22 protein-coding genes and 2 pseudogenes are annotated in these 26,132 nt (G+C 69.5%); 3 read left to right on the forward strand and 21 right to left on the reverse strand.

The annotated features are described in order from the left end of the window. Positions 1-3: 3 nt before the first annotated feature. The 4 genes from NBE95_RS18135 to NBE95_RS18150 are packed head-to-tail and all read right to left on the reverse strand — an operon-like array spanning position 4 to position 4,269. On the reverse strand, positions 4-816 hold the full coding sequence (locus NBE95_RS18135; protein WP_289896436.1) for an enoyl-CoA hydratase family protein: 813 nt from the start codon (positions 814-816) through the stop codon (positions 4-6). Beyond that, the gene (locus NBE95_RS18140) at positions 813-1,250 is read right to left on the reverse strand and encodes a MarR family transcriptional regulator (RefSeq protein WP_289896437.1); all 438 of its coding nucleotides are present in this window, start codon (positions 1,248-1,250) and stop codon (positions 813-815) included. The genes NBE95_RS18135 and NBE95_RS18140 overlap by 4 nt, the downstream gene beginning before the upstream one ends. Beyond that, positions 1,247-1,987, reverse strand: a complete 741-nt coding sequence (locus tag NBE95_RS18145) for an SDR family NAD(P)-dependent oxidoreductase (protein WP_289896438.1) — start codon at positions 1,985-1,987, stop codon at positions 1,247-1,249. Before NBE95_RS18145 ends, NBE95_RS18140 begins: the two co-directional genes overlap by 4 nt. Then, on the reverse strand, positions 1,984-4,269 hold the full coding sequence (locus NBE95_RS18150; RefSeq protein ID WP_289896439.1) for a bifunctional salicylyl-CoA 5-hydroxylase/oxidoreductase: 2,286 nt from the start codon (positions 4,267-4,269) through the stop codon (positions 1,984-1,986). Before NBE95_RS18150 ends, NBE95_RS18145 begins: the two co-directional genes overlap by 4 nt. A gap of 144 nt (positions 4,270-4,413) precedes the next feature. Between NBE95_RS18150 and NBE95_RS18155 the strand changes: the two genes are divergently transcribed. Further along, positions 4,414-5,565: a 3-hydroxyacyl-CoA dehydrogenase NAD-binding domain-containing protein gene (locus NBE95_RS18155; protein ID WP_289896440.1), complete on the forward strand. Its 1,152-nt coding sequence runs from the start codon at positions 4,414-4,416 to the stop codon at positions 5,563-5,565. Between the two features lie 69 nt (positions 5,566-5,634). Here the strand turns inward: NBE95_RS18155 and NBE95_RS18160 are convergent, their stop codons facing one another. From NBE95_RS18160 to NBE95_RS18215, 12 genes and pseudogenes are all read right to left on the reverse strand, one after another. After that, positions 5,635-6,576: a 2-hydroxyacid dehydrogenase gene (locus tag NBE95_RS18160; protein ID WP_289896441.1), complete on the reverse strand. Its 942-nt coding sequence runs from the start codon at positions 6,574-6,576 to the stop codon at positions 5,635-5,637. Then, positions 6,573-8,195: an ABC transporter ATP-binding protein gene (locus tag NBE95_RS18165; RefSeq protein WP_289896442.1), complete on the reverse strand. Its 1,623-nt coding sequence runs from the start codon at positions 8,193-8,195 to the stop codon at positions 6,573-6,575. The genes NBE95_RS18160 and NBE95_RS18165 overlap by 4 nt, the downstream gene beginning before the upstream one ends. Then, a complete protein-coding gene (locus tag NBE95_RS18170; RefSeq protein ID WP_289896443.1) occupies positions 8,188-9,108 on the reverse strand; it encodes an ABC transporter permease in 921 nt (306 codons plus the stop codon). The genes NBE95_RS18165 and NBE95_RS18170 overlap by 8 nt, the downstream gene beginning before the upstream one ends. Positions 9,109-9,117: 9 nt before the next feature. Further along, positions 9,118-10,032 (reverse strand): ABC transporter permease, encoded by a 915-nt coding sequence (locus NBE95_RS18175; RefSeq protein ID WP_289896444.1) that lies wholly within the window; start codon positions 10,030-10,032, stop codon positions 9,118-9,120. Between the two features lie 129 nt (positions 10,033-10,161). Continuing rightward, positions 10,162-11,037, reverse strand: a complete 876-nt coding sequence (locus NBE95_RS18180; RefSeq protein WP_289896445.1) for a DMT family transporter — start codon at positions 11,035-11,037, stop codon at positions 10,162-10,164. A gap of 32 nt (positions 11,038-11,069) precedes the next feature. Next, entirely contained in the window at positions 11,070-12,137 is a 1,068-nt protein-coding gene (locus NBE95_RS18185) for an Ldh family oxidoreductase (protein WP_289896446.1), read from the reverse strand. 45 nt (positions 12,138-12,182) lie between these two features. Next, positions 12,183-13,697, reverse strand: coding sequence for an ABC transporter substrate-binding protein (locus NBE95_RS18190; RefSeq protein ID WP_289896447.1), 1,515 nt, complete (start codon positions 13,695-13,697; stop codon positions 12,183-12,185). 118 nt (positions 13,698-13,815) lie between these two features. Further along, positions 13,816-14,643, reverse strand: a complete 828-nt coding sequence (locus NBE95_RS18195; protein ID WP_289896448.1) for a dihydrodipicolinate synthase family protein — start codon at positions 14,641-14,643, stop codon at positions 13,816-13,818. Then, complete coding sequence (locus NBE95_RS18200; protein ID WP_289896527.1) at positions 14,640-15,545, reverse strand: 5-dehydro-4-deoxyglucarate dehydratase; 906 nt, start codon at positions 15,543-15,545, stop codon at positions 14,640-14,642. Before NBE95_RS18200 ends, NBE95_RS18195 begins: the two co-directional genes overlap by 4 nt. Before the next feature lie 11 nt (positions 15,546-15,556). After that, positions 15,557-17,071 carry an aldehyde dehydrogenase (NADP(+)) gene (locus tag NBE95_RS18205; RefSeq protein ID WP_289896449.1) on the reverse strand — a complete coding sequence of 505 codons (1,515 nt, stop codon included), beginning with the start codon at positions 17,069-17,071 and terminating at the stop codon, positions 15,557-15,559. A gap of 36 nt (positions 17,072-17,107) precedes the next feature. After that, on the reverse strand, positions 17,108-17,833 hold the full coding sequence (locus NBE95_RS18210; protein ID WP_289896450.1) for a ribonuclease activity regulator RraA: 726 nt from the start codon (positions 17,831-17,833) through the stop codon (positions 17,108-17,110). Between the two features lie 9 nt (positions 17,834-17,842). Then, a pseudogene (locus NBE95_RS18215) lies at positions 17,843-18,613 on the reverse strand (dihydroxy-acid dehydratase); the annotation flags it as partial. A 94-nt stretch (positions 18,614-18,707) separates the two neighbouring features. Between NBE95_RS18215 and NBE95_RS18220 the strand changes: the two are divergent. Continuing rightward, a complete protein-coding gene (locus NBE95_RS18220; RefSeq protein ID WP_012112698.1) occupies positions 18,708-20,063 on the forward strand; it encodes an IS1380-like element ISPme1 family transposase in 1,356 nt (451 codons plus the stop codon). A gap of 221 nt (positions 20,064-20,284) precedes the next feature. On the opposite strand, the pseudogene NBE95_RS18225 reads toward NBE95_RS18220, so the two are convergent. Continuing rightward, positions 20,285-21,256, reverse strand: a pseudogene (locus NBE95_RS18225) (dihydroxy-acid dehydratase); the annotation flags it as partial. 142 nt (positions 21,257-21,398) lie between these two features. On the opposite strand from NBE95_RS18225, the gene NBE95_RS18230 reads away from it, so the two are divergent. Next, entirely contained in the window at positions 21,399-22,109 is a 711-nt protein-coding gene (locus NBE95_RS18230) for a GntR family transcriptional regulator (RefSeq protein ID WP_289896451.1), read from the forward strand. Here the strand turns inward: NBE95_RS18230 and NBE95_RS18235 are convergent. Genes NBE95_RS18235 through NBE95_RS18250 form a run of 4 tightly spaced genes read right to left on the reverse strand, consistent with a single transcriptional unit; the run spans position 22,097 to position 25,951 of the window. Next, complete coding sequence (locus NBE95_RS18235) at positions 22,097-22,948, reverse strand: ABC transporter ATP-binding protein (protein ID WP_289896452.1); 852 nt, start codon at positions 22,946-22,948, stop codon at positions 22,097-22,099. The genes NBE95_RS18230 and NBE95_RS18235 overlap by 13 nt on opposite strands. Next, on the reverse strand, positions 22,945-23,982 hold the full coding sequence (locus NBE95_RS18240; protein WP_289896453.1) for an iron ABC transporter permease: 1,038 nt from the start codon (positions 23,980-23,982) through the stop codon (positions 22,945-22,947). The genes NBE95_RS18235 and NBE95_RS18240 overlap by 4 nt, the downstream gene beginning before the upstream one ends. A 2-nt stretch (positions 23,983-23,984) precedes the next feature. Next, the gene (locus NBE95_RS18245) at positions 23,985-25,010 is read right to left on the reverse strand and encodes an iron ABC transporter permease (protein ID WP_289896454.1); all 1,026 of its coding nucleotides are present in this window, start codon (positions 25,008-25,010) and stop codon (positions 23,985-23,987) included. Beyond that, positions 25,007-25,951: an iron-siderophore ABC transporter substrate-binding protein gene (locus tag NBE95_RS18250; protein ID WP_289896528.1), complete on the reverse strand. Its 945-nt coding sequence runs from the start codon at positions 25,949-25,951 to the stop codon at positions 25,007-25,009. Before NBE95_RS18250 ends, NBE95_RS18245 begins: the two co-directional genes overlap by 4 nt. Positions 25,952-26,132: the final 181 nt, after the last annotated feature.

A 26,132-nucleotide genomic window follows, 5' to 3' on the forward strand; every position in this document is an offset into this window, starting at 1 on the left:
GTCTCAATCCCCCTGAAAGACGGGTTTCTCCCTGGCGACAAAGGCACGATAGGCGCGCTCGAAATCGCGGGTCTGCATGCAGATCGCCTGCGCCTGCGCCTCGGCCTCGATGGCCTGTTCCAGCCCCATGTTCCATTCCTGGTTCAGCTGGGTCTTGGTGATGCCATGGGCAAAGACCGGCCCGGCCGCCAGCCGCCGCGCCAGAGCCTGCGCCTCGGCCTCCAGCGCCTCGGCGCCGTGCAGCGCGTTCCAGAAGCCCCAGGCATGGCCCTCCTCGGCGCTCATCGCCCGGCCGGTGTACAGCAGCTCGGCCGCCCGGCCCTGGCCGATGATGCGCGGCAGCATGGCGCAGGCGCCCATGTCGCAGCCGGCCAGCCCGACCCGGGTGAACAGGAAGGCGCATTTCGCGTCATGCGCGGCCAGCCGCAGGTCCGAGGCCATGGCCAGGATCGCGCCGGCGCCGGCGCAGATCCCGTCCACCGCCGCGATCACCGGCTTGCCGCAGCCGATCATCGCCTTGACCAGATCGCCGGTCATGCGGGTAAAGGCCAGAAGCCCTTTCATGTCCATGCCGACCAGCGGGCCGATGATGTCATGCACATCCCCGCCCGAGCAGAAATTGCCGCCGTTCGGGGCCAGAACCACCACATCCACGTCGCTGGCATGGGCCAGCGCCCGGAAGGTGTCGCGCAGCTCGGCATAGCTGTCGAAGGTCAGCGGGTTCTTGCGCTCGGGGCGGTTCAGGCGGATGGTGGCGACGCGGTCCCGCACCTGCCACAGGAAATGCTGCGGCTTCAGCCCGGCCAGCTTGGTCATTTCACACCCCCCATGCGTTTCAGGATCTCGGTCAGCAACTCGATGTCCTCCTCGGTCAGGCCGGCGAGGATGCGGTTCACCTCGGCCTCGTGATCGGCGGCGAAACCCTCGAAGGCCGCCAGTCCCGCCGGCGTCAGCGCCACCAGCACCGTGCGCCGGTCGGTCTCGGACGGCGTGCGCCGGACCAGCCCGTCCTTTTCCAGCCGGTCCACCACCGCCGTGGCATTGCCGTTCGAGACCAGCAGCATCCGCGACAGCTCGGTCATGCTCAGCCCCTCGCGCCGGCGATACAGCGCGGCCATCACGTCGAAGCGCGGCAGCGTCGTGTCGTGCCGGACCCGCAGGAATTCGCGCAACTGGCCCTCGGCCGCGCGGGTGACGCCCAGCAGGCGGATCCACAGCTTCAGCCGGCGCTTGGACAGCGGATCGCTCATGCCTCGCCCCCCGAAATGGCGATGGCCTGGCCGTTGACGCCTTCGGAACCCGGCCCGCACAGCCACAGCGCCGCGGCGCTGACCTCGGCGGGCTGGACCAGCCGGCCCTGCGGATTGGTGGCGGTCAGCGCGGCCAGCGCCTGATCCCGGCTCTGGCCGGTCTTGTCCATGATGGTGGCGACGGATCGCGCCGTCATCTCGGTATCCAGGAAACCGGGGCACAGCGCGTTCACCGTCACCGGCCGCCGCGCCACCTCCAGCGCCAGGCTGCGCACCAGCCCGACCACGCCATGCTTGGCCGCCGCATAGGGCGCGACATAGGCATAGCCCCGCAGGCCGGCGGTCGAGGCCACGGCGATCAGCCGGCCCCAGCCGGGCAATTGCGCCAGCCCCTCGCGGAAGGTCAGGAAGGTGCCGGTCAGGTTCACCGCCAGCATGGCGTGCCACTGCGCCAGCGTGGTGCGGCCCAGGGGGGCGCTGTCCGCCGCGCCGGCATTGGCGATGACGATGTCGCAGGGGCCGGCCGCGGCGAACATCGCCTTGACGCTGGCCTCGTCGGTCACGTCGGCGGTCAGGGCGCGGGCGCCGATCCGTTCGGCCACCGCCTCCAGCGGCGCCTTGCGGCGGCCGCAGATCACCACCTCGGCCCCGGCCCCGGCGAAGACGCGGGCCAGATCGGCGCCGGTGCCGGTGCCGCCCCCGGTGATCAATACCCGCTTGCCCGCCATCGCCGTCATGCCCGGATCGCCTCTTGCGCGCGGCTGCGCAGCCGCAGCGCCTGGTCGCGGCCGGCCAGATAGGGCAAGGGCCATGCGGCCGCTTCATCCCCGGCCTCGACGGCGGCATGCAGCGCCCAATAGGGATCGGCCAGATGCGGCCGCGCCAGGCAGACCAGATCGGCCCGGCCGGCCAGCAGGATGCCGTTCACCTGATCGGCCTCGGTGATGTTGCCCACCGCCATCGTCGCCAGCCCGGCCTCGTTGCGGATGCGGTCGCTGAACGGGGTCTGGAACATCCGACCATAGATCGGCCGCGCCTCGGTGCTGGTCTGCCCGGCCGAAACGTCGATGATATCGGCGCCGGCGGCCGCGAACATCCGGGCGATCTCGACCGCCTCCTCGGGCGTCACGCCCTCGTCCCCCAGCCAGTCATTGGCCGAGATGCGCACCGATATCGGCTTTTCCGCCGGCCAGGCGGCGCGCATCGCCGCGAACACCTCGAGCGGATAGCGCATGCGGTTTTCCAGGCTGCCGCCATATGCGTCCTCGCGCCGGTTCGACAGCGGCGAGATGAAGCTGGAGATCAGATAGCCATGCGCCGCGTGCAGCTCGACCATGTCGAAACCCGCCCGCGCCGCCATCCCGGTCGCGGCGGCGAACTGGTCGCGCACCCGGTCCATGTCGGCGCGGTCCATGGCCTTCGGCACCGCATTGCCGTCCTGCCACGGGATGGCGCTGGCCGAGATCAGCGGCCAGTTGCCCTCGGCCAGCGGCCGGTCGGCATCCTGCCAACCCAGCTGGGTCGAGCCCTTGCGGCCGGAATGGCCGATCTGCATGCAGATCCTGGCCCGGGTCTCGGCATGGGTGAAATCGACGATCCGCTTCCAGGCCGCCTCGTGCTCGGGCGCGTAAAGACCCGGGCAGCCGGGGCTGATCCGCCCCTCGGCCGAGACGCAGGTCATCTCGGTATAGACCAGCCCGGCGCCGCCCTTGGCGCGTTCGGCGTAATGGACGAAATGCCAGTCGGTCGGGCAGCCGTCCACCGCCTTGTATTGCGCCATGGGCGAGACGACGACGCGGTTTTCCAGCACCATGTCGCGCAGGCGGAAGGGCGCGAACATCGGCCGGCGGCCCTTGCGCCCGCCGGCGCGTTCCTGAAACCAGTCCTCGGCCCGGCCCAGCCATGCGGGGTCGCGCAGACGCAGGTTCTCGTGGCTGATGCGCTGCGAACGGGTCAGCAGCGAATAGGCGAATTGCAGAGGCTCCATGTCCAGATAGCGCTCGACCTGCTCGAACCATTCCAGGCTGTTGCGGGCGGCGGATTGCAGGCGCAGCACCTCGACGCGGCGCTCCTCCTGATAGCGCTCGAAGGCGCGCTGCATGGTCGGTTCGGAATGCAGGTATTCGGCCAGCGCGATGGCGCTGTCGAAGGCCAGCCGCGTGCCCGAGCCGATCGAGAAATGCCCGGTCGCCGCCGCGTCGCCCATCAGCACGACATTCTCGTGATACCAGCGCTCGCAGATCACCCGCGGGAACTGGGTCCAGACCGCCGAGCCGCGTAGATGCGCGGCATTCGACATCAGCGCGTGGCCGCCCAGATGGCGCTCGAAGATCCTGCGGCAGGTCTCGACCGATTCCTCCTTGGACATCCCGGCGAAGCCCAGCTTCTCCCAGGTCTCGGGCAGGGTCTCGACGATGAAGGTCGCGGTGTCGCCGTCGAACTGGTAGACATGCGCCCAGACCCAGCCATGCTCGGTCCGCTCGAAGATGAAGGTGAAGGCGTCGTCGAATTTCTGATGCGTGCCCAGCCAGATGAACTTGCAGCGGCGGGTGTCGATATCGGGCTGGAACACCTGGGCATATTCGCTGCGCACCAGGCTGTTGATGCCGTCGCACCCCACCACCAGATCATAGTCCCGGCGGTATTCCCCGGCCGATCCGAACACCGTCTCGAAGCGCAGGTCGATGCCCAGCGCCCGCGCCCGGGCTTGCAGCAGGACCAGCATCTGCTTGCGGCCGATGCCCGCGAAGCCGTGCCCGCCCGAGACGGTGCGCACCCCGTCATGCACCACGGCAATGTCGTCCCAATAGGCGAAATGGCTGCGGATCGCCTCGGTGCTGGCGGGGTCGTTCTGCTGCATCCGTCCCAGCGCGTCGTCCGACAGCACCACGCCCCAGCCGAAGGTGTCGTTGGCCTTGTTGCGCTCCAGCACGGTGATCTGGTGCGAGGGGTCGCGCAGCTTCATCGAGATGGCGAAATACAGTCCCGCCGGCCCGCCGCCCATGCACAAGATCTTCATCGCCGCCTCCCTGCGCCTTTCCGGCCCGTTGCGGAAAAAGCTGACAGCGAATCGGATTCCTTTCAAGTTTAAAACTTCAAACTTGAAAGGAATTCCGGCCGTGGCATGATGGATGGGCCAAGGACAGGGGGCAGAGATTCCGACATGACCACCATCGCCGTGATCGGGCTGGGGACGATGGGACTGGGCATTGCCCAGACCTATGCCGCCGCGGGCTTCGCCGTGCTGGCGACCGATGCCGCGGCGGATGTGCGCGACACGGCGCTGCAGCGGCTGCGCGCCCGTCTGGCCCGGCGGGTTCAGGCGGGCAAGCTGGCGCCATCCGATCTGGACGCGCTTGTGTCGCGCATCACCCTGGTCGACGGTCCCGAGGCCATGGGCCGCGCCGATCTGGCCATCGAGGCGGTGGTCGAGCGCATGGAGGTCAAGCGCGCATTGTTCGCGGCGCTGGAATCGGTGGTGGCGCCCGATGCGGTTCTGGCCAGCAACACCTCGTCGCTGTCGGTCGCCGCCATGACCCAGGGGCTTTCGCGGCCCCAGCGCCTGCTGGGCCTGCATTTCTTCAACCCGGCGCCGGTGATGAAACTGGTCGAACTGGTGGCGCATCCCGGCTCCGGCGCGGCGGCGCTGGCGCGCGCCCGGCAGTTGACCGAACGGGCCGGCAAGACGCTGATCCCCTGCCCCGACCGGCCCGGCTTCATCGTCAACCGCTGCGCCCGGCCGTTCTATGGCGAGGCGCTGGCGCTGCTCGAGGAAGGCCGCTGCGCCGGTGAAATCGACGCGGCGATGCTGGCGGCGGGCTATCCCCTGGGCCCCTTCGGACTGATCGACCTGGTGGGGGCCGACATCAACCTGGCCGCCACCGAAAGCCTGGCCGCGGCCATGCAGGACCACCCGCGCTATCACGTCTTCGCGGCGCTGCGCCGGCAGGTCGCCGCGGGCGATCTGGGGCGCAAGACCGGCCGGGGTTTCCTTTTCCCCGAAAAGCCCGGCCCCGCCCCGGGGGATGCCGAGGCCATCGTCCTGCGCATCGAGGCGGCGCTGGTCAACGAGGCCGGCTGGCTGCTGGCCGAGGGCGGCACCACGCAGGACGGCATCGACACGGCGCTGAAACTGGGGCTGAATTTCCCGCGCGGACCGTTCGAGATCCTGGCCGCGCAGGGGCGCGAACCGGTGCTGGCCCGGCTGCAGCGGCTTGCCGCCGCCGCGCCGGCGCATCTGCAAGGGCGCTACCGGCCGGCCCCGGGTCTGGCCATGCCGCACCCCGCGGCCGGGCCGGCGCCTGGCACGCGTTGAGCTTTGCCGCGTGCCGTATCGCGGGCACGGCAGTGGCGCGCCCCGATGCCGACCGCCGACGCGCCGGCTTCAGTTCACCGGGGTCGGCAGCGGCCTGCCGGCAAAGAAGGCATCCAGATTCTCCACCGTCAATTGCGCCATGCGGTCGCGGGTTTCCTCGGTGCCGCTGGCGTGATGGGGATACAGCGTCACATTCGGCAGCGCCGTCAGCGCCGGGTCGGGCTGCGGCTCGTTCAGGAACACGTCCAGCCCGGCCGAGGCGATGCGGCCGTCGCGCAGCGCCGCGATCAGCGCCGCCTCGTCCACCACCGTGCCGCGCGCGACATTGACCAGCGTGCCGGCCGGCCCCAGCGCGGTCAGCACCGCCCCGGAAACCAGTCCCCGGGTCGCGGTCCCGCCGGGCGTCGCGACGATCAGGATGTCGGCCCAGGCCGCCAGGGCGGCCGGATCGGCGAAATAATCGTAGCCCACGCCAGGCTTGGGCTGGCGGCCGCAATAGCCGATGCGCAGCCCCATCGCCTCGCAGCGCCGGGCGATGGCGCGGCCGATATTGCCCAGGCCGACGATCCCCGCCCGCTTGCCGGCGGCCGAGGCGGTCAGCGGGAACATGCCCTGCCGCCCCCAATCGCCGGAACGGACATAGGCATCGGCCTGAACCAGCCGCCGCCGCGCCGCCAGCATCAGCAGGATCGCCATGTCGGCCACGTCGTCGACCAGCGCCACCGAGGTGTTGGTCAGGGTGATGCCGCGCCGCGTCATCTCGGGCAGGTCCATCAGGTCGAACCCGGCCGAGGAACAGGCCGCCAGCCGCAGCGCCGGCAGCCGGTCCAGCAGCGCCGCATCGACGGCGACATGGCAGTTCACCACCATCGCCGTGCAGAGCGGCCCGGCCTGGGCCAACACCGCCTCGCGGTCCGGGGCCAGGTCCAGCCGGTGCAGGGTATAGCGCGCCTCGAGCTCCTGCATGAACCGGGGGCGCAGGGGATAGGCGACAAGGACATCAGGCTTCATGCGGTCTCCGGCTGGCGGGCGGCGCGGCGGGCGGCCTGGATCTCGGGATCGGGATCAAGGCTCGCCGCCAGCAGCGCCCTGGTATAGGGATGGGCGGGGGCGTCGAAGATCTGGCGCACCGGCCCTTCCTCGACGATCTCGCCGGATTTCATGACGATGACGCGATCGGCGAAATCGCGCACCACCGGCAGGTCATGGGCGATGAACAGATAGGACAGGCCGAATTCCCGGCGCAAGCCGTCCAGCAACCCGATCACCTGCGCCTGGATCGACACGTCGAGGGCCGAAACCGCCTCGTCGCAGACGATCAGCTTCGGCTCCATCGCCAGGGCGCGGGCGGTGGCGATGCGCTGGCGCTGGCCGCCGGAAAACTGGTGCGGATAGCGCGCGGCCATCTCGGGGTGCAGGCCGACCTTGACCAGCAGATCGGCCACCCGGTCGCGCCACCCGGCCCGGGGCAGGATGTCGGGATGGATGACCCAGGCTTCCGAGATCAGCTGGAACACCGTCATGCGCGGGTTCAGCGATTGCGTCGGATCCTGGAACACCATCTGCAGGTCGCGGCGCAGCCCGAACAGCTGCCGCGGCGCCATCGCCATCAGGTCGTTGCCGCGATAAAGGATGCGGCCGCCGTCCGGGTCGTCCAGCCGCAGGATCGCGCGGGCGAGCGTGGACTTGCCGGACCCGCTTTCGCCCACCACCGCGACGGTTTCTCCCGGCATGATGGTCAGATCGACGCCCTTCAGCGCGCGGAAGGCGCCATAGGATTTCGTCAACCGCTCGGCCCGCAGCAGCGGCTGGCCGCTCCGGTCGCGCTCGTCCGGCATCGCCCCCTTGCCGGGCGCGGCGTCGATCAGCTTGCGGGTATAGGGATGGCGGGGATTGGCATAGACCTCGGCGGCCGGGCCGGTCTCGACGATGCAGCCGCCGTTCATCACCACCACCCGGTCGGCGATCTCGGCCACCACGCCCAGGTCATGGGTGATCAGCAGCAGGCCCATGCCGGTTTCGGCCTGCAACTCGCCCAGCAGGTCCAGCACCTGCGCCTGCACGGTCACGTCCAGCGCGGTCGTTGGCTCGTCGGCGATCAGGATGTCGGGCTTGCAGGCCAGGGCCATGGCAATCATCAGCCGCTGCCGCTGCCCGCCCGAGAACTGGTGCGGATATTTCCGCATCGCCGCCTCGGGCTCGGGGATGCCGACGCGGCGCAGCAGCTCCAGCGCGCGGACCCGCGCCTGGCCGCGGCTGCCGCCATGGGTCGTCACCATCTCGGCGATCTGCCAGCCGACGGTATAGACCGGGTTCAGATGCGCCAGCGGATCCTGGAAGATCATCGCGATCTTGCAGCCGTTGATCCGGCGGCGCTGCTCGGCGGTCATCGTCAGCATGTCTTGCCCGTTCAGCAGGATCGCGCCCGAGGTGATCCGGCCCGGCGGCATGTCGATCAGGTTCATCACCGCCGAGGCCGAGACCGACTTGCCCGACCCGCTTTCGCCCAGGATCGCCAGCGTCTCGCCGCGGTCCAGATGCCAGCTGACATTCTGCACGGCCGTCACGGTGCCGGCGGCGGTGTGGAACTCGACCGACAGGTCGCGCACTTCCAGCAGGGGCTCAGCCATTCTTGCGGCCTTTCATTTCCAGCCGCCAGCGTTGGGCGGGGTCCAGCGCGATGCGCATCCAGTTCGACAGCAGGTTCAGCGACAGCGTGGTCAGGATGATCGCCAGTCCCGGCCAGAAGGACAGCCACCAGGCGGTGGTCAGGTATTCGCGGCCCTGCGCCACCATCAGGCCCCAGGTGATCTCGGGCGGCTGGATGCCGATGCCCAGGAACGAGAGCGAGCTTTCCGCCAGCATCACGAAGGCGAAATCCAGCGTGGCGATGGTCAGCAACGTCGGCAGCACCACCGGCAGGATGTGGCGGAAGATGATGCGCCGGTCCGAGGCGCCCATGACGCGGGCGGCCTGCACGAACATGCGTTCCCGCACCTCCAGCACCTCGGCGCGGGTGGTGCGCAGATAGACCGGGATGCGGGTGATCGCCAGCACCAGCACGATATTGGCGACCGAGGGCTCCAGCATGTACAGCACGATCACCGCCAGCAGCAGCGACGGGAAGGACATGATCACGTCGCCCAGCCGCATGATCCATTGCGCGGCGCGCTTGCGGCTATAGCCCGCGACCAGGCCCAGCCCGCAGCCCATCACGGCCGAGCACAGCACCGCCGCGCCCGCCACCATCAGCGTGTTCTGCGCCGCGACCACGATGCGCGGCAGCAGCGGCCGGCCCAGCGCATCGGCGCCCAGGACCATCAGCCAGCCCCGCGCCAGGTCGAAGGGCGGGGCGTTGCGGCCGCGCAGGTTCTGCTTCGTCGCCAGATCGCCCATCAGCCAGGGGCCCAGGATCGCGCAGAGCACGGCGACCAGCAGGAACAGGGCGGCGAAGAAGGCCAGCTTGTCGGCCCACAGCATCGCCAGCCAGGTCGGGACCGGGCCGCGCGGCTTGGGGTCTGCGTGGAGTCGGGTGTCGGTCATTGCCATCGCTCAATACCGGATGCGGGGATCGAGCATGGCATAGGCGATGTCGATCAACAGGTTCATGATGAAGATGGCGACCGCCGAGACCATGATCGAGGCCAGCACCACCGAGAAGTCGCGCAGCAGGATCGAGTCGATCATCAGCTTGCCGATGCCGGGAAAGCCGAAGATCGTCTCGATCACCACGGCGCCGTTCAGGATCGCCGCCGCCTGGTCGCCGATCACGGTGATGACCGGCAGCATGGCGTTGCGCAGCCCGTGCACGAAGATGATCGGCCGGCTGCGCACCCCCTTGGCCCGCGCCGTCTTGACATAGGCCGAGGACAGCACCGTGATCATCGCGCCGCGCACCACCTGCAGGATCAGGCCGAAGGGCCGCACGAACAAGACCGCCACCGGCAGCACCCAGTGCCAGGGCGTCCCGGTGCCCGAGGTCGGCAGCCAGTGCAGGTTCACCGCGAAGATGACGATGGCGACGATGGCCAGCCAGAAATCCGGGGCCGAGGCGCCGATCAGCGAAAAGAAGGTGGCGATGCGGTCGAAGACGCCGCCGACCCTGAAGGCCGCCAGCGAGCCGATGACGATGGCGGCGACCGTCACGCAGGTCATGGTGATGACCGCCAGCCGCAGCGTCCAGCCGAAGGCTTGCAGCACCACCTCCATCGCCGGGCGGGCCTGCTGCAGCGATTCCCCGAAATCGCCCTGCGCCAGATCCAGCACATAGCGGCCGAACTGCACGGCCAGCTGGTCGTTGAAGCCGTGCAGCTCGCGGAACTGCTCGCGCGCCTCGATCGAGGCATCCAAGGGCAGGTACAGGTTGGTGGGGTCGCCGGTCAGCCGGGACAGGAAAAAGACTAGGATGACAAGGCCGACCAGCGATATGCCGCTGGCAAGCGCCCGTTTCCCGATGAAGCTGGTCATGGGGTCGACCCCTCCTCCGTTGCGTGGCAGTTCCGACCCTGCCCTCTGGCCGCAGCCCCGGGGGCGACGGCGCCGGCCCTGATCCTCCGCCGGGCCGATGGGGCGAATCGTCGCACCTGAATTGATATATTAGTATCTCTGACGCTCTTGGGAAGAATTTTTTTGCCGCTTGCCGGCCTGCAGCGAAATCAGGCTGGCGGCGACGATGATCCCGGCGCCGATCCAGGTCGAACCGGGCGCGACCTCGGCAAAGACCAGCCAGGCCAGGATCGCCACCGCCGGCAGGCGCAGGAAGTCCAGCGGTGCCAGGAACGAGACATCGGCCAGCGCGAAGGCCCGGGTGATCAGCGTCATGTTCAGCGCCCCCAGCGCGCCCTGCAGGGCCAGTAGCCCAAGCTGCGCCGGGCTGGGTGTCGTCCAGACCGCCGCCGCGGCCAGCAGCCCCAGCGGCACCATGGCGATCAGGTTCCAGGCCACCAGCCGCTGGGTGGTGTCGGCATGGGTCATGTGGCGCAGCATCAGCTGGATCGCCGCCGTCAGCACCGCGCCCGCGAAGGCGAACAGCAGCCAGGGATCGAAGCCGGCGCCGGGGCGCACGACGATCAGCACGCCGCCGAAACCGGCCAGGGCGCCCAGCAGGCGCGCGCGGCCGATGCTCTCGCCCAGAAAGACCCAGGCACCCAGCGTGACCAGCAGCGGCATGGTGAAGGTCAGCGCCATCGCATCGGCCAGCGGCGCATGGGCGAAGGCCACGAAGACCGCGACCAGCGCGGCCAGTTTCAGCCCGGCGCGCAGCACATGCATCCACCGCCAGGGCGAGGCGCGCAGATCGACGCGCCGGATCCAGGGCAGCACCGCCGCCAGCCCGAACAGGGCGCGGAAGAAGCCGATGACCAGCGGATGCACCTCGCCGGCCAGCAGCCGCACGATCACCGCATCCAGCCCGGCCAGCACCGCCGCGGCCAGCATCAGCCCGGCGGCGAGCAGCCCCGAGCGGCCGGTCATGCCCCGGCGGCAGCCGGGACCGGGATGCCGGGTCACTGCCGGGACAGCGGCTCGGGCGCCGCGACGCCCAGCCGCTCGGCATGTCTCGCCAGGCGTTGCCAGTCGTTCCCGGCCACCGGCACGCCCAGCCGCAACGCCTCGCGCCGCCTGGCCGCGGCCGCGTCGCCCGGCACCCGCACCGCGCCGCTGTTCCAGGGCGCCGGCGGATTGCTGCGGCAGGCCTCGGCCAGCCAGTCGGATTGTCCGGTAAAGGCGTCCAGCCCGGCGAAGAAAGCCGGGTCGATGACCTGCAGGAAGGCGCTTTGCGCCAGCGGGCCGGGCGCCTGGGTATTGGCGCGGCCCTTGCCCGACAGCCCCTGCCCCAGCAGATCGACGATCAGCGCCAGGCCATAGCCCTTGTGCCCCTTCGACGCGCCGCCCAGGGGCATCATGGTGCCGCCGCGCTCGGTGATCTCGCGCGGGTCGTCGGTGGGCTGGCCCTCGGCGGTCAGGCCCCAGGGCTCGGGATAGCGTTCGCCCCGCTTGGCCAGAAGCTGCGTCATCGTGGTGGTGGTGATCGACGAGGACAGATCCACCAGGATCGGATCGCCCGAGGTCGGGAAACCCATGGCCAGCGGGTTCGGCGTCAGCACGGCCCGCGTGCCGCCATAGGGCGCCATCCGCCGCGCCGCCGGGTTCGACACCGACAGCTGCACGATCAGCCCCCGATCCGTCGCCCGCCGCATATAGGCCGAAAGCGCGCAGGTATGGTGGCAATTGCGGATGGCGGCGCCGACGATGCCGTGGTCGCGCACCCGCTCCATCGCCTGAGCCAGCGCGCGGGTCAGCAGCCAGGCGCCGGGCAGCAGCCGCCCGTCCCAGACGAAGCCCGCGCCCTTGTCGGCCACCACCTCGTAGCTGCCGATACCGTTCAGGCTGCCCTCCGCCAGGCATTCCAGATACCAGGGCATCAGCTGCAAGCCATGGGTGTCGTGGCCGATCATGTCGCCCTCGATCAGGATCTCGGCGGTGACGGCGGCCTTGTCGGGCTCCATCCCGGCGCGGGTCAGCAGGGCTTCGGCATAGGCCAGCAGCTCCGAGCGGTCATAGCGCATCGGCATCTCCTCTCACGGGGGCGGGCCGGGCGGTCCCGGCCCGGCTGCCGGTTACCTGAAGCGGATCTGCTGCAATTGCAGTTCCGAATTGGTGGCGATGGTCGGCTTGAAATCCAGCCGCGGCGAGACGCGGGTGAAGCCGACCATGTGGAACATCGGCACATCGGCGATGATCTCGGTATTCACCTTGGTGAACAGCTGCTGCCACAGCGTCGTGCGCGCCTCGCCGGTGGCGGCGCTGGCCTCGGCGATCAGCCGGTCCACCTCGGGGTCGCGGACCATGGAATGCGCGCCGTCCGAGGCGTATTTCACATGCGCGGTAAAGACCGGATCGCCGGTGGCGTTGTCGTGCTGGGACTGGGTCAGCGTCGCCCCGGCATCGGCCACGAAGGGCGAAACGAAATAGTTGTTCCAGACCGAGACGTCATAACTGTCCAGCGCGACGTTCAGGCCGATGTCCTGGAACATCGCCATCATCGCCTCCATCGTCTCGGTGCCGTTGGGATACATGCCGTTGCGGCCGATGATGCGGATGGGCGCGTCGACGTTCACGCCGTCGGCCTTGGCTGCCTCGACCAGGTCGCGGGCGCGGTCGGGATCATAGGGCCAGGCGGGAACGTCCGGATTGTAGCCGATGGTGGTCGGCACGACCAGATGCGTGGCGATCTGCGCATCCGCCGGGAACAGCGTGCCGATCATCGCCTGCCGGTCCACGGCCAGGTTCAGCGCCTCGCGGATGCGACGGTCGTTCGTGGGCTCCACCCGGGTGTCGATGCGCAGCGAGGTGGTTTCCGAATTCGGATAGCTGAAATCCGTCTCCGGGTTGTTGGCGTCCTGCAAGGCGATCGAGGGCACGATATCCGCCTCGCCCGTCTCGACCATCGCGGCGGCGACCGCGCTGTCCGAGCGGAACAGGTAGGTGGCCTTTTCCACCTGCGGCTGCTCGCCCCAGTAATCGGGGTTGCGGGTCAGGTTGATCGACTGGCCGTTCTGCCAGTCGCTGAAGACATAGGGGCCGGTGCCGTTCGGCTTGCGGTCGAACTCGCCGGCCGGCGTGGTCGCGGCCGATTGCACCGGCATCACCGACAGCAGCAAGGGCAGGATCGGCTGCGGCGGGGTGGTGGTGATGCGGATCGTGTGGTCGTCCGGCGTCTCGAAGCCGAACTCCATGCCGCCGAAATACTTGCCGCCGGTTTCGCAGGACAGGTCGGCGTTCTTGTTCCGCTCGATGCTGAACTGCACGTCCTTGGCGGTGAAGGGGCTGCCGTCGTGCCATTTGACCCCGTCGCGCAGCCTGAACTCCCAGGTGTCGGCGTCGACCTGGCTCCATTCCGTCGCCAGGCGCGGCTTCAGCCCGCCGTTCACATAGTCGAACTCGATCAGCATCTCGTTCACGTTTTCCGAGATGACGCGGCCGACATCCTGGCGCGCGGCCATGCAGGGCTCGACCACGCTGACGGTTTCGGACAGCACGACCGTCACGTCGCGGCCGCCCTCCTGCCCCAGGGCCGGCGACAGGCCGGCGGCCAGGATCGTCCCCGACAGAAAGATGGCTTTGGTGTTCATGGATCCTCCCTTGCCCGGTTGGGCTGTTTTCATGGCCCGGCGCGGCGGCTGCTGGCGTCCGCTCGCCCCGATTCCGTTTCGCAGTCTAGCCTGTCCCGTATTTACATACATTAATATTTCAGTTTTGCGGCAATCCGGCGCGACGCAGGAAGTCGGTCATGCGCCGCTGCTGGATCTCGGTCAGCGGCCAGGCGGCGGGCGGGCGGGTCGGGCCGCAATCCTGGCCCATGGCCTGCAAGGCCGCCTTGACGCCGGTGACATTGGTGCCGTTCAGTTCCTGCGCGCGGATCTCCTCGAAAGCCGCCATGCCGGCGATCAGCGCCCGGGCCGCGGCATAGTCGCCGCTCTCAAGCGCGGCATGGATCGCCAGCGAGCGTTCGGGCCAGATGTTGACCAGCCCCGAGGTGAAGCCGCGCGCCCCGACCGCGTAAAGCGCCGGCGCCCAGACCTCGGCCAGCCCGCCGACCCAGATGATGCCGGGGACGGCGCAAAGCGCGGCGATGGCCGCGGTGCCGATGGCGTCGTTCCTCAGATACAGCATCAAGGGCAGGCCGCCGCCCGCATCCGCGACGCGGCGGACGTAATCCACCACGCCGCGCGGCGCCGCGAAAGGATCGGGCGGCTGATGCACCATCAGCCCCGCCGCCCCGGCCCGCGCCGCCGCCGCAGCCAGCCGGCAGGCGTCCTTGACCGACCGCCCCACCCCGGCCAGCACCGGCGCCCGGCCATCGATCATGGCGCAGAGCTCGGCGCAGATCGCCTCGGCCTCGTCCACGGTCAGGCTGTAGAATTCGCCGGTATTGCCGTTGACCACCGGCACATGCAGCCCTGCCGCCAGCGCCCGGTCAAGGATCGGTCCCAGCCGCGCCGGCGCGATCCGGTCCTCGGCATCGAAGGGCGTGACCAGGATGCCCGAGATGCCGGTCAGCGCGGATTGCAGCGTCATGGCGCGCTGTCGATCAGGGCCTGCATCATGCCCATCTCGTCCTCGGTCAGGTCGGTCAGCGGCGCGCGCACCGGGCCGGCATCGAAGCCGCGCAGCCGCACGCCCGCCTTGACGGCCGCCACCGCATAGCCGGCCTTGCGGTCGCGGATCTTCGCGAAGGGATAGTAGAAATCGCGCAGCATCCGTTCGCAGGTGGCGTCGTCGCCCGCGGTAAAGGCCGCATGGAATTTCAGCGCCGTTTCCGGAACGAAGTTGAACACCGCCGAGCTATAGGTCGGCATCCCCGCGCCCTTGTAAGCCTGGGCGAACAGCTCATGCGTGGGCATGCCGCCGATATAGGACAGCCGGTCGCCCAGCAGCACCGTGACGCGGCGCACCATGTCGATATCGCCGGTGCCGTCCTTGAAGCCGATCAGGTTCGGGCATTCGTCGGCCAGCTGCGCCAGCTGTTCGGCGCTGACCCGCGCCTGGCCGCGGTTGTAGACGATCACGCCCATCCGGGTGGCGTTGCAGACGGCACGGATGCGGTCGGCGATGCCCTCGGCCGGGGCCTCGGTCAGGTAATGCGGCAACAGCAGGATGCCGTCGCCGCCGGCCGCCTCGATCTCGCGCGCCATGTCGCAGGCGATGCGGGTGCCGTAGCCGCAACCGGCGATCACCGGCTGATCGCCCGAAACCTGCCGCGCCGTCCGGACCACCTCGACCACCTCGCCCGGGGTCAGCGAGAACAGCTCGCCCGTGCCGCCGGCGACGATCAGCCCGGCCACGGGATAGGAGGACAGCCATTCCAGATGCGCCGCGAAGGGCCTGGGGTTGAAGCGGTCCTGATCGTCGAACGCGGTGACCGGAAATGACAGCAGGCCGGTGCGGATGATCTCGCGCAGCTGGTCGGGGGCGATCATGGGGACATCCTTCATTGCAGATCCTCGGGCAAGAGTTCTTCGGGGAAGTTCTGATAGGCGACGGGGCGCAGGAAGCGGCGGATCGACAGGGTGCCGACCGAGGTGGCGCCGAAATTCGTGCTGGCCGGATAGGGGCCGCCATGCACCATGGCGTCGCAGACCTCGACCCCGGTCGGGAAGCCGTTGACCAGCACCCGGCCGGCCTTGCGTTCCAGAACCAGGCGCAGCGCCTGCGCCTCGGCCAGATCGGCCGCGTCCATGTGGATGGTCGCGGTCAGCTGGCCCTGGAAGCCGCGCGCCAGCCGCAGCATCTCGGCCAGGTCGCGCACGCGCACCACCAGACCCAGCGGCCCGAACACCTCCTCGCCCAGCGCGGGGTCCTGCAGCCAGGCCGCGGCCGTGGTCTGGTAAAGGTTCGGGCTGGCCGCGCGGCCATGGCTGTCGGTGGTCAGGACCGGCGTCACCGCATTGCGCGTCTCGAAGCGCGCCTGGCCGTCGCGATAGGCGCGCGCGATGCCCTTGGTCAGCATGGTCTGCGGGGCAACGGCTTCGAGCGCCGCCTTGGCGGCGGCGACGAACCGGTCGGCATCCGCGCCGTCGGCGACCACCGCGATGCCGGGATTGGTGCAGAACTGACCCACGCCCATGCTCAGCGAACCGGCCCAACCGCGGCCCAGATCCTCGGCCCGGGCGCGGGTGGCATGGGGCAGCAGGAACATCGGGTTGACCGAGCCCAGCTCGCCGAAGAACGGGATCGGCTCGGGCCGCGCGGCGCAAAGATCGAACAGCGCCCGGCCCCCGGCAACGGAGCCGGTGAAGCCCACCGCCTTGATCAGCGGATGCTGGACCAGCGCCGCGCCCACCTTGCGGTCGCCGCCCTGGATCAGGCTGAAGGTGCCGGGATGCGTGCCGGTCTTTGCGATGGCGGCATGGATGGCCTCGGCGACGATCTCGCCGGTGCCGGGATGGGCGGAATGGCCCTTGACCACCACCGGGCAGCCGGCGGCCAGGGCGGCGGCGGTGTCGCCCCCCGCCGTCGAGAAGGCCAGCGGGAAGTTCGAGGCGCCGAACACCGCCACCGGCCCGATCGGGCGCTGCACCATGCGGATATCCGGGCGCGGCAGCGGCTGGCGGTCGGGCAACGCGGCATCGTGGCGGCGGTCGAGATGATCGCCCTTGCGGATATGCTCGGCGAACAGCCGCAACTGGCCGACGGTGCGGCCGCGCTCGCCCTGCAGCCGCGCCTCGGGCAGGCCGGTCTCGGCGCTGCCGATCTGGGTGATCGCCTCGGCGCGGGCCTCGATCTCCTCGGCGATGGCCTCCAGCAGCGCGGCGCGGGTCTGGCGCGAGGCATTGCCGTAGCTTCGGAAGGCATCCTCGGCGGCCGCGCAGGAACGGTGCACCAGATCGACGGTGCCGACCGAAAAGCTGCAGGCCGGGCCATGGGCCGGCTCATTGGGAAATTGCCGTTCCGTGGCGATCCAGTCGCCGGCGATCAGGTGCTTGCCATGGGGGGTGTAACGCATCGGAAGTCCTTTCCGCGGCTGCGGGCGGCCAAGGGCTCAGCGGCCGGTGCGGGCGCGCCAGTCCTGGTATTTCTGCCGGTTCTCGTCCCTGGTGCAGGGATAAAGGCCGATGATCGCCGCGCCGCCCTGCACCTGTTCCAGCACGAAATCCTCATAGCTTTCCATGCCGGTGCATTCCTCGGCGATCTCGTCGGCCAGATGCGCCGGGATCACCATCACGCCGTCCTTGTCCCCCACCATGATGTCGCCCGGAAACACCGGCGCGTCGCCGCAAGAGATCGGCACGTCGATGTCCAGCGCCTCGTGCAGCGTCAGGTTGGTGGGCGCCGAGGCCCGGGCGAAATAGGCGGGCATGTCCAGCCTGCCGATGCCTTCGGCGTCGCGCATCCCGGCATCGGTGACCACGCCCGCCGCGCCGCGCAGCGCCAGCCGGGTGATGAGGATCGAGCCGGCGGTGGCGGCGCGGGCATCCTTGCGCCCGTCCATGACCAGCACGTGACCGGCCGGGCAGGTCTCGATGGCGACGCGCTGCGGGTGGTCGGCGTTGCGGAAGACGGTGATCGGGTTGCGATCCTCGCGCGCCGGGATATAGCGCAGGGTGAAGGCCGGGCCGACCATGTTCTCGTCCTTGGGCGCGACCGGCACCACGCCCTGGATGAACTGGTTGCGCAGGCCCCGCTTATACAGCGCCGTGGCGATGGAGGCGGTCGAGACCGTCTTCAGCTTGGCGCGGGTTTCGTCGGAAAGCGGGTGTTCGGTCATGGTCATGCCTCAGAAAATGTCGGGCTCGCCGGCCGGGCGGCCGAAGTCGGTTTGCAGGAAATCGAAGTCGCAGCCCTGGTCGGCCTGGGTGACGTGCTGCAGGAACATCCAGCCATAGCCGCGCTCGAACCGGGGCTGCGGCGGGGTCCAGGCGGCGCGGCGGCGGGCCAGCTCGGCCTCGTCCACCAGCATGTCCAGGCGGCGCGCGGGCAGGTCCAGCCGCACGGTATCGCCGTTCCGCAACAGCGCCAGCGGTCCGCCGACATGGCTTTCCGGCGCGACATGCAGGATGCAGGCGCCGTAGCTGGTCCCCGACATGCGCGCGTCGGAAATCCGCAGCATGTCGCGATGGCCCTGCCTGATCAGCGCCTTGGGGATCGGCAGCATCCCCCATTCCGGAAAGCCCGGCCCGCCCTGCGGCCCGGCATTGCGCAGCACCATCACCGTGTCCGGCGTCACGTCCAGGTCGGGGTCGTCGACGGCCTTCTTCATCTCGGGATAGCTGTCGAAGACCAGCGCCGGGCCCTCGTGGAGGTGAAAGCGCGGATCGCAGGCGGCGGGCTTGATGACCGCGCCGTCCGGGCACAGGTTGCCCTTCAGCACCGCGAGCGAACCTTCGCGATAGACCGGGTTCGACAGCGGCCGGATCACGTCGTCATTATAGATCGCCGCGCCTTCCAGGTTCTCGCCCATGGTCTGACCGGTGACGGTCATGCAGGACAGGTCCAGCCGGTCCTCGATCCACTTCATCAGCGCGCGCAACCCGCCGGCGTAATAGAACCCACATTCTCCAAGTAAGTCGCTGATTTCGCTGTCGTAATCGTGATATTTCGCATATAAATCATGGCGTTGACGGCTGCGAGGGGCGCGTTTCATGGATCACCTGGAGGGTGCGGGCTTGGCGCGGGGAGATCGGGTTGATTTCGACCGCCGTGTGCGTCTGGAGTTCCGTGGTGCGCAGATCAGTTCAGACGGTGGCCTGCTGGTGATGCGCGAGCTTGATGACGTGCTCGGCCTGTCCAATCTGGCGTCGGAGGCGCTGCGAGACAGCCGCACCGGGAAGAACACGCTCCATCGGCTTGACGGATTGTTCCGGCAATCGGTGTTCGGACGACTGGCCGGATACGAGGATGTGAACGATGCCGACCGCTTGGCCCTCGATCCCGTGATGCGTCAGGTCGTTGGCGGCAGGGCCGTCGAGGCGCAAGCTGCTTCGGCATCGCAGATGGGACGGTTCGAGACCGAGACGCTGGCTCTGGCCGCGAACCGGGCGGCGCTGGCCGATCTGAACGGCCAATGGATCGACCGGTTTCATGACCGCAACGGGTTGAAATACATCGTGCTGGACATGGACAGCTCGGTCAGCCCCACCCACGGCGATCAGGAAGGTGCTGCCTGGAACGGGCATTTCGACTGCACCTGCTATCACCCCATCTTCTTGTTCAACCAGTTTGGCATGCTGGAGCGCTGCGCCCTGCGTAACGGCAATGTCCACAGCGCCGATGGCTGGCGGGATGTCCTTGATCCCGTCATTGCCCGATATGCTGGCCGCGACCTTGGTGGACGCTTCTTCCGGGCCGACGCTGCCTACGCGATCCCCGCGATCTATATGCGGCTGGAAGAAGCCAGGTTCTTCTACGCCATCCGTCTGCCCGCCAACGCCGTCTTGCGCGAGAAGATCGCGCATCGGCTGACACGGCCCGTGGGACGGCCTTCGCTGACCAAGGTCAAACGGTTCTTCGAGGACTTCGAGTATCAGGCGGCGTCCTGGGACAAGCCGCGCCGCGTCATCGCCAAGATCGAATGGCATCCGGGCGAGCTGTTCCCCAAAGTCGGCTTCATCGTCACCAACCTGCCGATGGAGCCAGACTGGGTGGTGAGGTTCTACAACCAGCGCGGCACCGCAGAGCAGCACATCAAGGAAGGCAAATATGCCTTTCGCTGGACGCGGCTGTCATGCCGGAAGTTCCGGCACAACGAGGTGCGGCTGCAACTGCACGCGCTGGCCTACAACCTGGCAACCTTCCTGCGCTGCATCGAACTGCCCGAGGCCATGGCGGACTGGTCGTTGACCAGCCTGCAACTCAAGCTGATCAAGATCGGCGCCCGCGTCGTCCGCCACGCCCGCGCCATTACCTTCCAGTTGGCCGAGGTCGCCGTCACCGGCCCGATGGTGCGGGCCGTCCTTGCCGCCATCCGCCGTCTTCGAACGCCTCCGTCATGCGCATGACCACGATCCATGCCCAAGCTGAACGAAAGCGGCAGGACAGGTCCGTCTGCCGCGCGGAAAAGCGGCTCTGCCGGGCCAGAATGCTGCGGGTTCGAGGCTTGATCCACCCGACTTCGGCCGTTTGCGCGACGACAGACACCGCTCGGGGCGAAAAACGCTTGCCCAGCGAGCAAAATCAGGCGATCTTGAAGTCAAGCGGCAGGCCACTTGGGGAATGTCGGATAGAAATCCTCCATCAGGTAGTCCTTGCCCGAGGGCCGGACATTGGCGATCAGCGGCGTGGTGCGGCCCAGCGCGTCCATGTCGTCCAGCGTCAGGTCGATGCCCGCGCGCCGCGCCATGGCGATCAGATGGACCACGGCATTGGTCGAGCAGCCGGTCGCCATCGCCACCACGGCGGCATTCCTGACCGCGGCCTCGGTGACGATCCGGTCGGGGGTCAGATCCTCCCACACCATCTCGACGATGCGGCGGCCACACTCGGCGCCCATGCGCTGGTGGTTGGCATCAACGGCAGGGATGGACGAGGCGCCCGGCAGGGTGATCCCCATGGCATCGGCGATGGCGGTCATGGTCGAGGCCGTGCCCATGGTCATGCAGACCCCGGCCGAGCGCGCGATGCCGCCCTGCAGCCCGATCCATTCCTGATCGGTGATATTGCCCGCCCGGCGCTCGTCCCAGTATTTCCAGGCATCCGACCCGGACCCCAGGATGCGCCCGGCATAATTGCCGCGCAGCATCGGGCCGGCCGGCAGATAGATCATCGGGATGCCCGCCGAAATCGCGCCCATGACCAGCCCCGGCGTGGTCTTGTCGCAGCCGCCCATCAGCACCACCCCGTCCAGCGGGTGCGAGCGGATCATCTCCTCGGTCTCCATCGCCAGCATGTTGCGATAAAGCATCGAGGTCGGCTTGGTGAAACTTTCGTCGACCGACAGCGACGGCATCTCGACCGGCAGGCCCCCCGCCTGCAGCACGCCCCGCGCCACGTCCTTGGCGCGTTCGCGGAAATGCGCATGGCAGGTGTTCAGCTCGGACCAGGTGTTCAGGATGCCGATCACCGGCTTGCCGTGGAAATCCGCCTCGCCATAGCCCAGCTGCATCATCCGCGACCGGTGGCCGAAGCTGCGCAGATCGTCCGGCGCAAACCAGCGGGCCGAGCGCAGCTCGCCGGCGGCTTTTTGTCTCGACATGACCCCTCCTTCGCGCCGGAATCACTTGGCGCCTCGTCAGGAATACTAATATTTCAGTTCAACAACTATATCAATAGCGTTATTTCTGTTGTTGACGCCCTGCCCAGCGCTTAGGCTTCGGGCGATCGAAGGAGTGTTCGGAATGGCGACATCGCTTGCGGCCAGCCTGGGCTTGCCCGCCACCCCCAGCCAGGCGGGGGGCGGCACCGTGCAGCGCGTCTATGAAAGCCTGCGCAAGCGCATCATCACCCTGGAACTGCCGCCCGACACCACCCTGTCGCGCACCGACCTGACCGAGACCTATGGCGTCAGCCAGACCCCGATCCGCGAGGCGCTGCAGCTGCTCAAGCAGGAAGGGCTGGTGCATATCTTCCCGCAATCCAAGACCACGGTGACGCGGATCGACATCCCCCGCACCTACGAGGCGCATTTCCTGCGCGTGGCCCTGGAAACCGAGGTCTGCCGCCGGCTGGCGGCCGAGCGCGACGCCGAGACCGTGACCCGCGCCCGCTCGATCGTGCGCATGCAGGAAGCGATCGCCGACGATTCCAGCCAGATCGCCGTGTTCCAGGAACTGGACGAGCTGTTCCACCAGACGCTGTTCGCCGGCCTCGGCCGCGCCGGGCTGCATCAGCTGGTGCGCGAACGCTCGGGCCATCTGGAGCGCATCCGCCGCCTGCACCTGCCCGAAAAGGGCAAGGTGCTGAACATCCTGGCCGGGCATTACGCCATCCTGGACGGCATCGCCTCGGGCGATCCCGAGGCGGCGATGGCGGCGATCCGCGACCATCTCAGCCAGACCGTGGCCAAGGTCGAGGAATTGCGCCAGGAATTCCCGGCCTATTTCGACTGAGCCTGCCGCGCCTGCGCCTTGCCGCCGGGCTCGGCCGTGGCACCGATGCGGTGCCGGCCGATGGGCAGCATCATCGGCCGGCCCGAGATCGGATCGGTCACCACGCGGCTGTCCAGCCCGAAGACGGCGCGCAAGGTCTCGGCGGTCAGCACCGTCTCGGGCGGGCCCGAGGCGTAAAGCCGGCCCCGGCGCATCGCCACCAGCAGGTCGGCATAGCGCGCCGCCAGGTTCAGGTCGTGCAGCACCATGACGATGGTGGTGCCGCGGGTCAGGTTCAGATCGACCAGCAGGTCCAGCACCTCGACCTGGTGGCTGACATCCAGGAAGGTCGTCGGCTCGTCCAGCAGCAGGATGCCGGTCGCTTGCGCCAGCGCCATGGCGATCCAGACCCGCTGGCGCTGGCCGCCTGACAGCTCGTCCACCGGCCGCTCGGCCAGCTCGGCGGTCCGGGTGGCGTCCAGCGCCGCGGCGACGGCGCGGTCGTCCTCGGCGCTCCAGCGGCTCATCAGACCGTGATGCGGGTGGCGGCCGCGGCCGACCAGCTCGGCCACGGTGATGCCCTCGGGGGCGATGGGCGATTGCGGCAGCAGCCCCAGCGTCCGCGCCAGCTCGCGGGCCGGGATGCGGTGGATGGCGCGGCCGTCCAGCGTCACCTGGCCCTGCGCCGGGGCCAGCAGCCGCGCCAGGCTGCGCAGCAGCGTGGACTTGCCGCAGGCATTGGCCCCGACGATGGCGGTGATGCGGCCCGGCGCGACGGCAAGGTCCAGGTCGCGCAGGATGGCGGCCTCGCCATAGCCGGCGGTCAGCCGCTCGGCGATCAGTCGGTTCTCGGCGGTCACAGCGAGCCTCCTGCGCGGTTCACCCGCACGATCAGGTAGATCAGATAGGGCGCCCCCAGCGCCCCGGTGACGACGCCGACCGGATAGCGGCCCGGCATCAGGAACTGCCCGCAATAATCGCCGGCCAGCACCAGCGCCGCGCCGACCAGCGCCGAGGGCAGCAGCAGCGAGCCGCCGCTGCCGACGATCCGCGCCGCGATCGGCCCCGACAGGAAGGCGACGAAGGCGATGGGCCCGGTGATCGCCGTCGCCACGGCGATCATGCCCACCGCGCAGCCGATCACCAGCGTCCGCGTCGGCCCGACCCGGACGCCAAGCGCGGCGGCCATGTCCTCGCCCATGCGCAGCGCCTCGAGGTCGCGCGACCGCGCCAGCAGCGCCCCGCCCGCCAGCACCAGCACCGCCAGCAGCGGCAGCGCCTGGTCCAGCCGGGCGCCGTTGACGCTGCCGGTCAGCCAGCGCAGCGCCTGCTGCAGATCCCAGGCCGGGGCGCGCGACAGCGTATAGGCAATGACGCTGTGCAGCATGGCGGCGACGCCGATGCCGACCAGGATCAGCCGGGTGCCGGCGACGCCGCCGCGAAAGGACAGCCCGTAGATCGCCAGCGCCACCGCCAGCCCCGCCGCCACGGCCAGGATCGGCACCGCCGGCCCGCTGATCCCCAGCACCACGATGGCCAGCACCGCCGCGGCGCTGGCGCCTGAGCTGATGCCGATGATGTCGGGGCTGGCCAGCGGATTGCGCAGCATGATCTGGAAGGCCGCACCGCCCATGCCGAAGCACAGCCCGGCCAGCACCGACAGCACCGCGCGCGGCAGCCGCAGCTGGCGCACGGTGAAGCCGGCGCCCGGCACCTCCTCGCCGGCCAGCACGCGGATCACCTGCCCGGGCGGGGTGAAGGATTGGCCCAGCATCAGCGTCAGCCCCAGCATTGCGGCGATCAGCAGCGCCAGCCCGGCCAGGATGGCCCGGCGCCGGCGGCAGCGGCGCTGCCGCGCGGCGGCGATGGCGGCAAGCGTAGGGGTGTCGGCCATGGTCACAGCGCGCGCAGCCGCTGGCGGCGCACGATCCAGATGAAGAAGGGCGCACCGACGAAGGCGGTGACGATGCCCACGTCCAGCTCGCCCGGCCGGGCCAGGATGCGGCCCAGAATGTCCGAGACCAAGAGCAACCCCGCCCCGGCCAGCGCCGAGAAGGGCAGCAGCCAGCGGTGATCGGTGCCGACCAGCAGCCGGCAGCAATGCGGCACCACCAAGCCGACAAAGCCGATGGGGCCGCAGACCGCCGTGGTCGCGCCGCACAGCAGGATGGCGCCCAGCCCGGCGATGGCGCGGGTGCGGGCGACATTCTCGCCCAGGCCGGCGGCCAGTTCGTCGCCCAGCGCCAGCGCGTTCAGCTTGCGCGCCCAAAGCAGGCTGATCGCGAAGCCCGCCGCCAGGAAGGGCAGTACCGGCGCCAGCCGCGCAAAGGTGGCGCCGCCGACGCCGCCGATCTGCCAGGACTGGATGCCCCCGGCGATGTCGCCGCGCGGCAGCACCACCGCGATCACCAGCGACGAGAAGGCCACCGAGGTCGCCGCCCCCGCCAGCGCCAGCTTCAGCGGCGTGGCGCCGCCCCGGCCCAGCGAGCCGATGACATAGACGAAGACCGCCGTCAGCCCGGCGCCCAGGATCGCCGCCCAGATATAGGCCTCGGCCGAGGTGATCGAAAGCCAGGCCACGCCCACCACCACCGCCAGCGCCGCGCCCATGTTGATGCCCAGAATGCCCGGATCGGCCAGCGGGTTGCGGGTGACGCCCTGCAGCAGCGCCCCGGACAGGCCCAGCGCCGCCCCGGCCAGACCGGCCAGCGAGGTGCGCGGCAGCCGCGCGGCGACGGCGGCCTGGCCGATGGTCTCGGCCCGGCCGGCCAGCGCGGCGGCGATGTCGTCCCAGCCCACCTCGCGGGTACCGATCGCCACCGACAGCCCGCAAAGCAGCGCCACCAGCAGCAGCGCCGCCGCCAGCCCCAACGTGTTGCGCGCCGTCCGGCGGCACGGCAGGACGCCGGCCTGCATCGTCATCGGGCCTTGCCGGCGGCGGCCTCGGCCAGCCGCGCCACGTAATCGTCCAGCACCCAGGGGATCGACAGCGGCGTCGGGTTGGCCGCCGTGCCCAGGGGATCGCTGCCCAGCATCACCAGCGCATCGTTCCGGACCGCCGGCATGTGCGAGATCAGCGGATCCTGCCGCATCGCCTCGAACAGGTCGCGGCTGCCATAGGTCACCAGGATGTCCACATCGTCGAAGCTGTCGATCCGCTCGGCGCTGACCTGACCCGAGAAACTGCCATCCGCCGAGGCCGCGACCACGCTTTGCGGCGAGCGCAGCCCCAGATCGGCGAAGAACTGCACCCGCGTGTCATGGGTGGTATAGAAGCTGACCAGGCTGAGATTGGTGGTGTCGAGATGGGTCACGAACATCGCCGATTTTCCGGCCAGCTGCGGATGTTTGGCCAGCGTGCCGGCGATCCGGCCCTCGATGCGGGCGATCAGCGCCTCGCCCTCGGCCTGCAGGCCCAGGCCGGCGCTGTTCAGCCGGATCATCTCGCGCCAGTCCGTCGCCCAGGGCGTCTCGGGATAGGCGACGACCGGGGCGATCTGGCTCAGCGTGTCGTAATCGGCCCGGCTGAGCCCGGAATAGGCGGCCAGGATGACATCGGGGCGGCTGGCGGCGACCGCCTCGAAGTCGATGCCGTCGCCCTCGTCGAACAGGGCCGGGGTTTCGGCGCCCAGCTCCTGCAGCCGCGCCTCGACCCAGGGCAGCACGCCGTCGCCGTCGTCATCGCCGAAACGCGCCGCGGCGAAGCCGACCGGCACGATGCCCAGCGCCAGCGGCACCTCGTGATTGGCCCAGGCCACGGTGGCGACCCGCTGCGGCCTGGCGGGGATGGTGGTGGTGCCGAAGGCGTGGCGGATCTCCAGCGGAAAGCCCGCCGGCGCCGGGGTCTCGGCGCGGCCGGCCATCGGTGCCAGCGCGGCCAGCAGGGCCCAGGCCAGCACGGGGCGGATTCGGTCTCGGGGCATGATGCGGTTCCTTCCACGGGCGGCGGCCAGGGGCGGTTTCATGCCGCCCGGCGCGAGTCAAGACAGGGCCGGTCCGGACAAGGACACGGATCCGCGTCCCGGCCGGCGACGGGCCGCCATC

The sequence above is a fragment of the Paracoccus sp. TOH genome (assembly GCF_030388245.1).
Taxonomy (GTDB): domain Bacteria; phylum Pseudomonadota; class Alphaproteobacteria; order Rhodobacterales; family Rhodobacteraceae; genus Paracoccus; species Paracoccus simplex.

What these genes read in the sequence shown, in the direction of transcription:
- NBE95_RS18135 (WP_289896436.1), bottom strand. Translation starts at nt 816, where the DNA reads ATGACCAAGCTGGCCGGGCTGAAGCCGCAGCATTTCCTGTGGCAGGTG.
- NBE95_RS18140 (WP_289896437.1), bottom strand. Translation starts at nt 1,250, where the DNA reads ATGAGCGATCCGCTGTCCAAGCGCCGGCTGAAGCTGTGGATCCGCCTG.
- NBE95_RS18145 (WP_289896438.1), bottom strand. Translation starts at nt 1,987, where the DNA reads ATGACGGCGATGGCGGGCAAGCGGGTATTGATCACCGGGGGCGGCACC.
- NBE95_RS18150 (WP_289896439.1), bottom strand. Translation starts at nt 4,269, where the DNA reads ATGAAGATCTTGTGCATGGGCGGCGGGCCGGCGGGACTGTATTTCGCC.
- NBE95_RS18155 (WP_289896440.1), top strand. Translation starts at nt 4,414, where the DNA reads ATGACCACCATCGCCGTGATCGGGCTGGGGACGATGGGACTGGGCATT.
- NBE95_RS18160 (WP_289896441.1), bottom strand. Translation starts at nt 6,576, where the DNA reads ATGAAGCCTGATGTCCTTGTCGCCTATCCCCTGCGCCCCCGGTTCATG.
- NBE95_RS18165 (WP_289896442.1), bottom strand. Translation starts at nt 8,195, where the DNA reads ATGGCTGAGCCCCTGCTGGAAGTGCGCGACCTGTCGGTCGAGTTCCAC.
- NBE95_RS18170 (WP_289896443.1), bottom strand. Translation starts at nt 9,108, where the DNA reads ATGACCGACACCCGACTCCACGCAGACCCCAAGCCGCGCGGCCCGGTC.
- NBE95_RS18175 (WP_289896444.1), bottom strand. Translation starts at nt 10,032, where the DNA reads ATGACCAGCTTCATCGGGAAACGGGCGCTTGCCAGCGGCATATCGCTG.
- NBE95_RS18180 (WP_289896445.1), bottom strand. Translation starts at nt 11,037, where the DNA reads ATGACCGGCCGCTCGGGGCTGCTCGCCGCCGGGCTGATGCTGGCCGCG.
- NBE95_RS18185 (WP_289896446.1), bottom strand. Translation starts at nt 12,137, where the DNA reads ATGCCGATGCGCTATGACCGCTCGGAGCTGCTGGCCTATGCCGAAGCC.
- NBE95_RS18190 (WP_289896447.1), bottom strand. Translation starts at nt 13,697, where the DNA reads ATGAACACCAAAGCCATCTTTCTGTCGGGGACGATCCTGGCCGCCGGC.
- NBE95_RS18195 (WP_289896448.1), bottom strand. Translation starts at nt 14,643, where the DNA reads ATGACGCTGCAATCCGCGCTGACCGGCATCTCGGGCATCCTGGTCACG.
- NBE95_RS18200 (WP_289896527.1), bottom strand. Translation starts at nt 15,545, where the DNA reads ATGATCGCCCCCGACCAGCTGCGCGAGATCATCCGCACCGGCCTGCTG.
- NBE95_RS18205 (WP_289896449.1), bottom strand. Translation starts at nt 17,071, where the DNA reads ATGCGTTACACCCCCCATGGCAAGCACCTGATCGCCGGCGACTGGATC.
- NBE95_RS18210 (WP_289896450.1), bottom strand. Translation starts at nt 17,833, where the DNA reads ATGACCGAACACCCGCTTTCCGACGAAACCCGCGCCAAGCTGAAGACG.
- NBE95_RS18220 (WP_012112698.1), top strand. Translation starts at nt 18,708, where the DNA reads ATGGATCACCTGGAGGGTGCGGGCTTGGCGCGGGGAGATCGGGTTGAT.
- NBE95_RS18230 (WP_289896451.1), top strand. Translation starts at nt 21,399, where the DNA reads ATGGCGACATCGCTTGCGGCCAGCCTGGGCTTGCCCGCCACCCCCAGC.
- NBE95_RS18240 (WP_289896453.1), bottom strand. Translation starts at nt 23,982, where the DNA reads ATGGCCGACACCCCTACGCTTGCCGCCATCGCCGCCGCGCGGCAGCGC.
- NBE95_RS18245 (WP_289896454.1), bottom strand. Translation starts at nt 25,010, where the DNA reads ATGACGATGCAGGCCGGCGTCCTGCCGTGCCGCCGGACGGCGCGCAAC.
- NBE95_RS18250 (WP_289896528.1), bottom strand. Translation starts at nt 25,951, where the DNA reads ATGGCCGGCCGCGCCGAGACCCCGGCGCCGGCGGGCTTTCCGCTGGAG.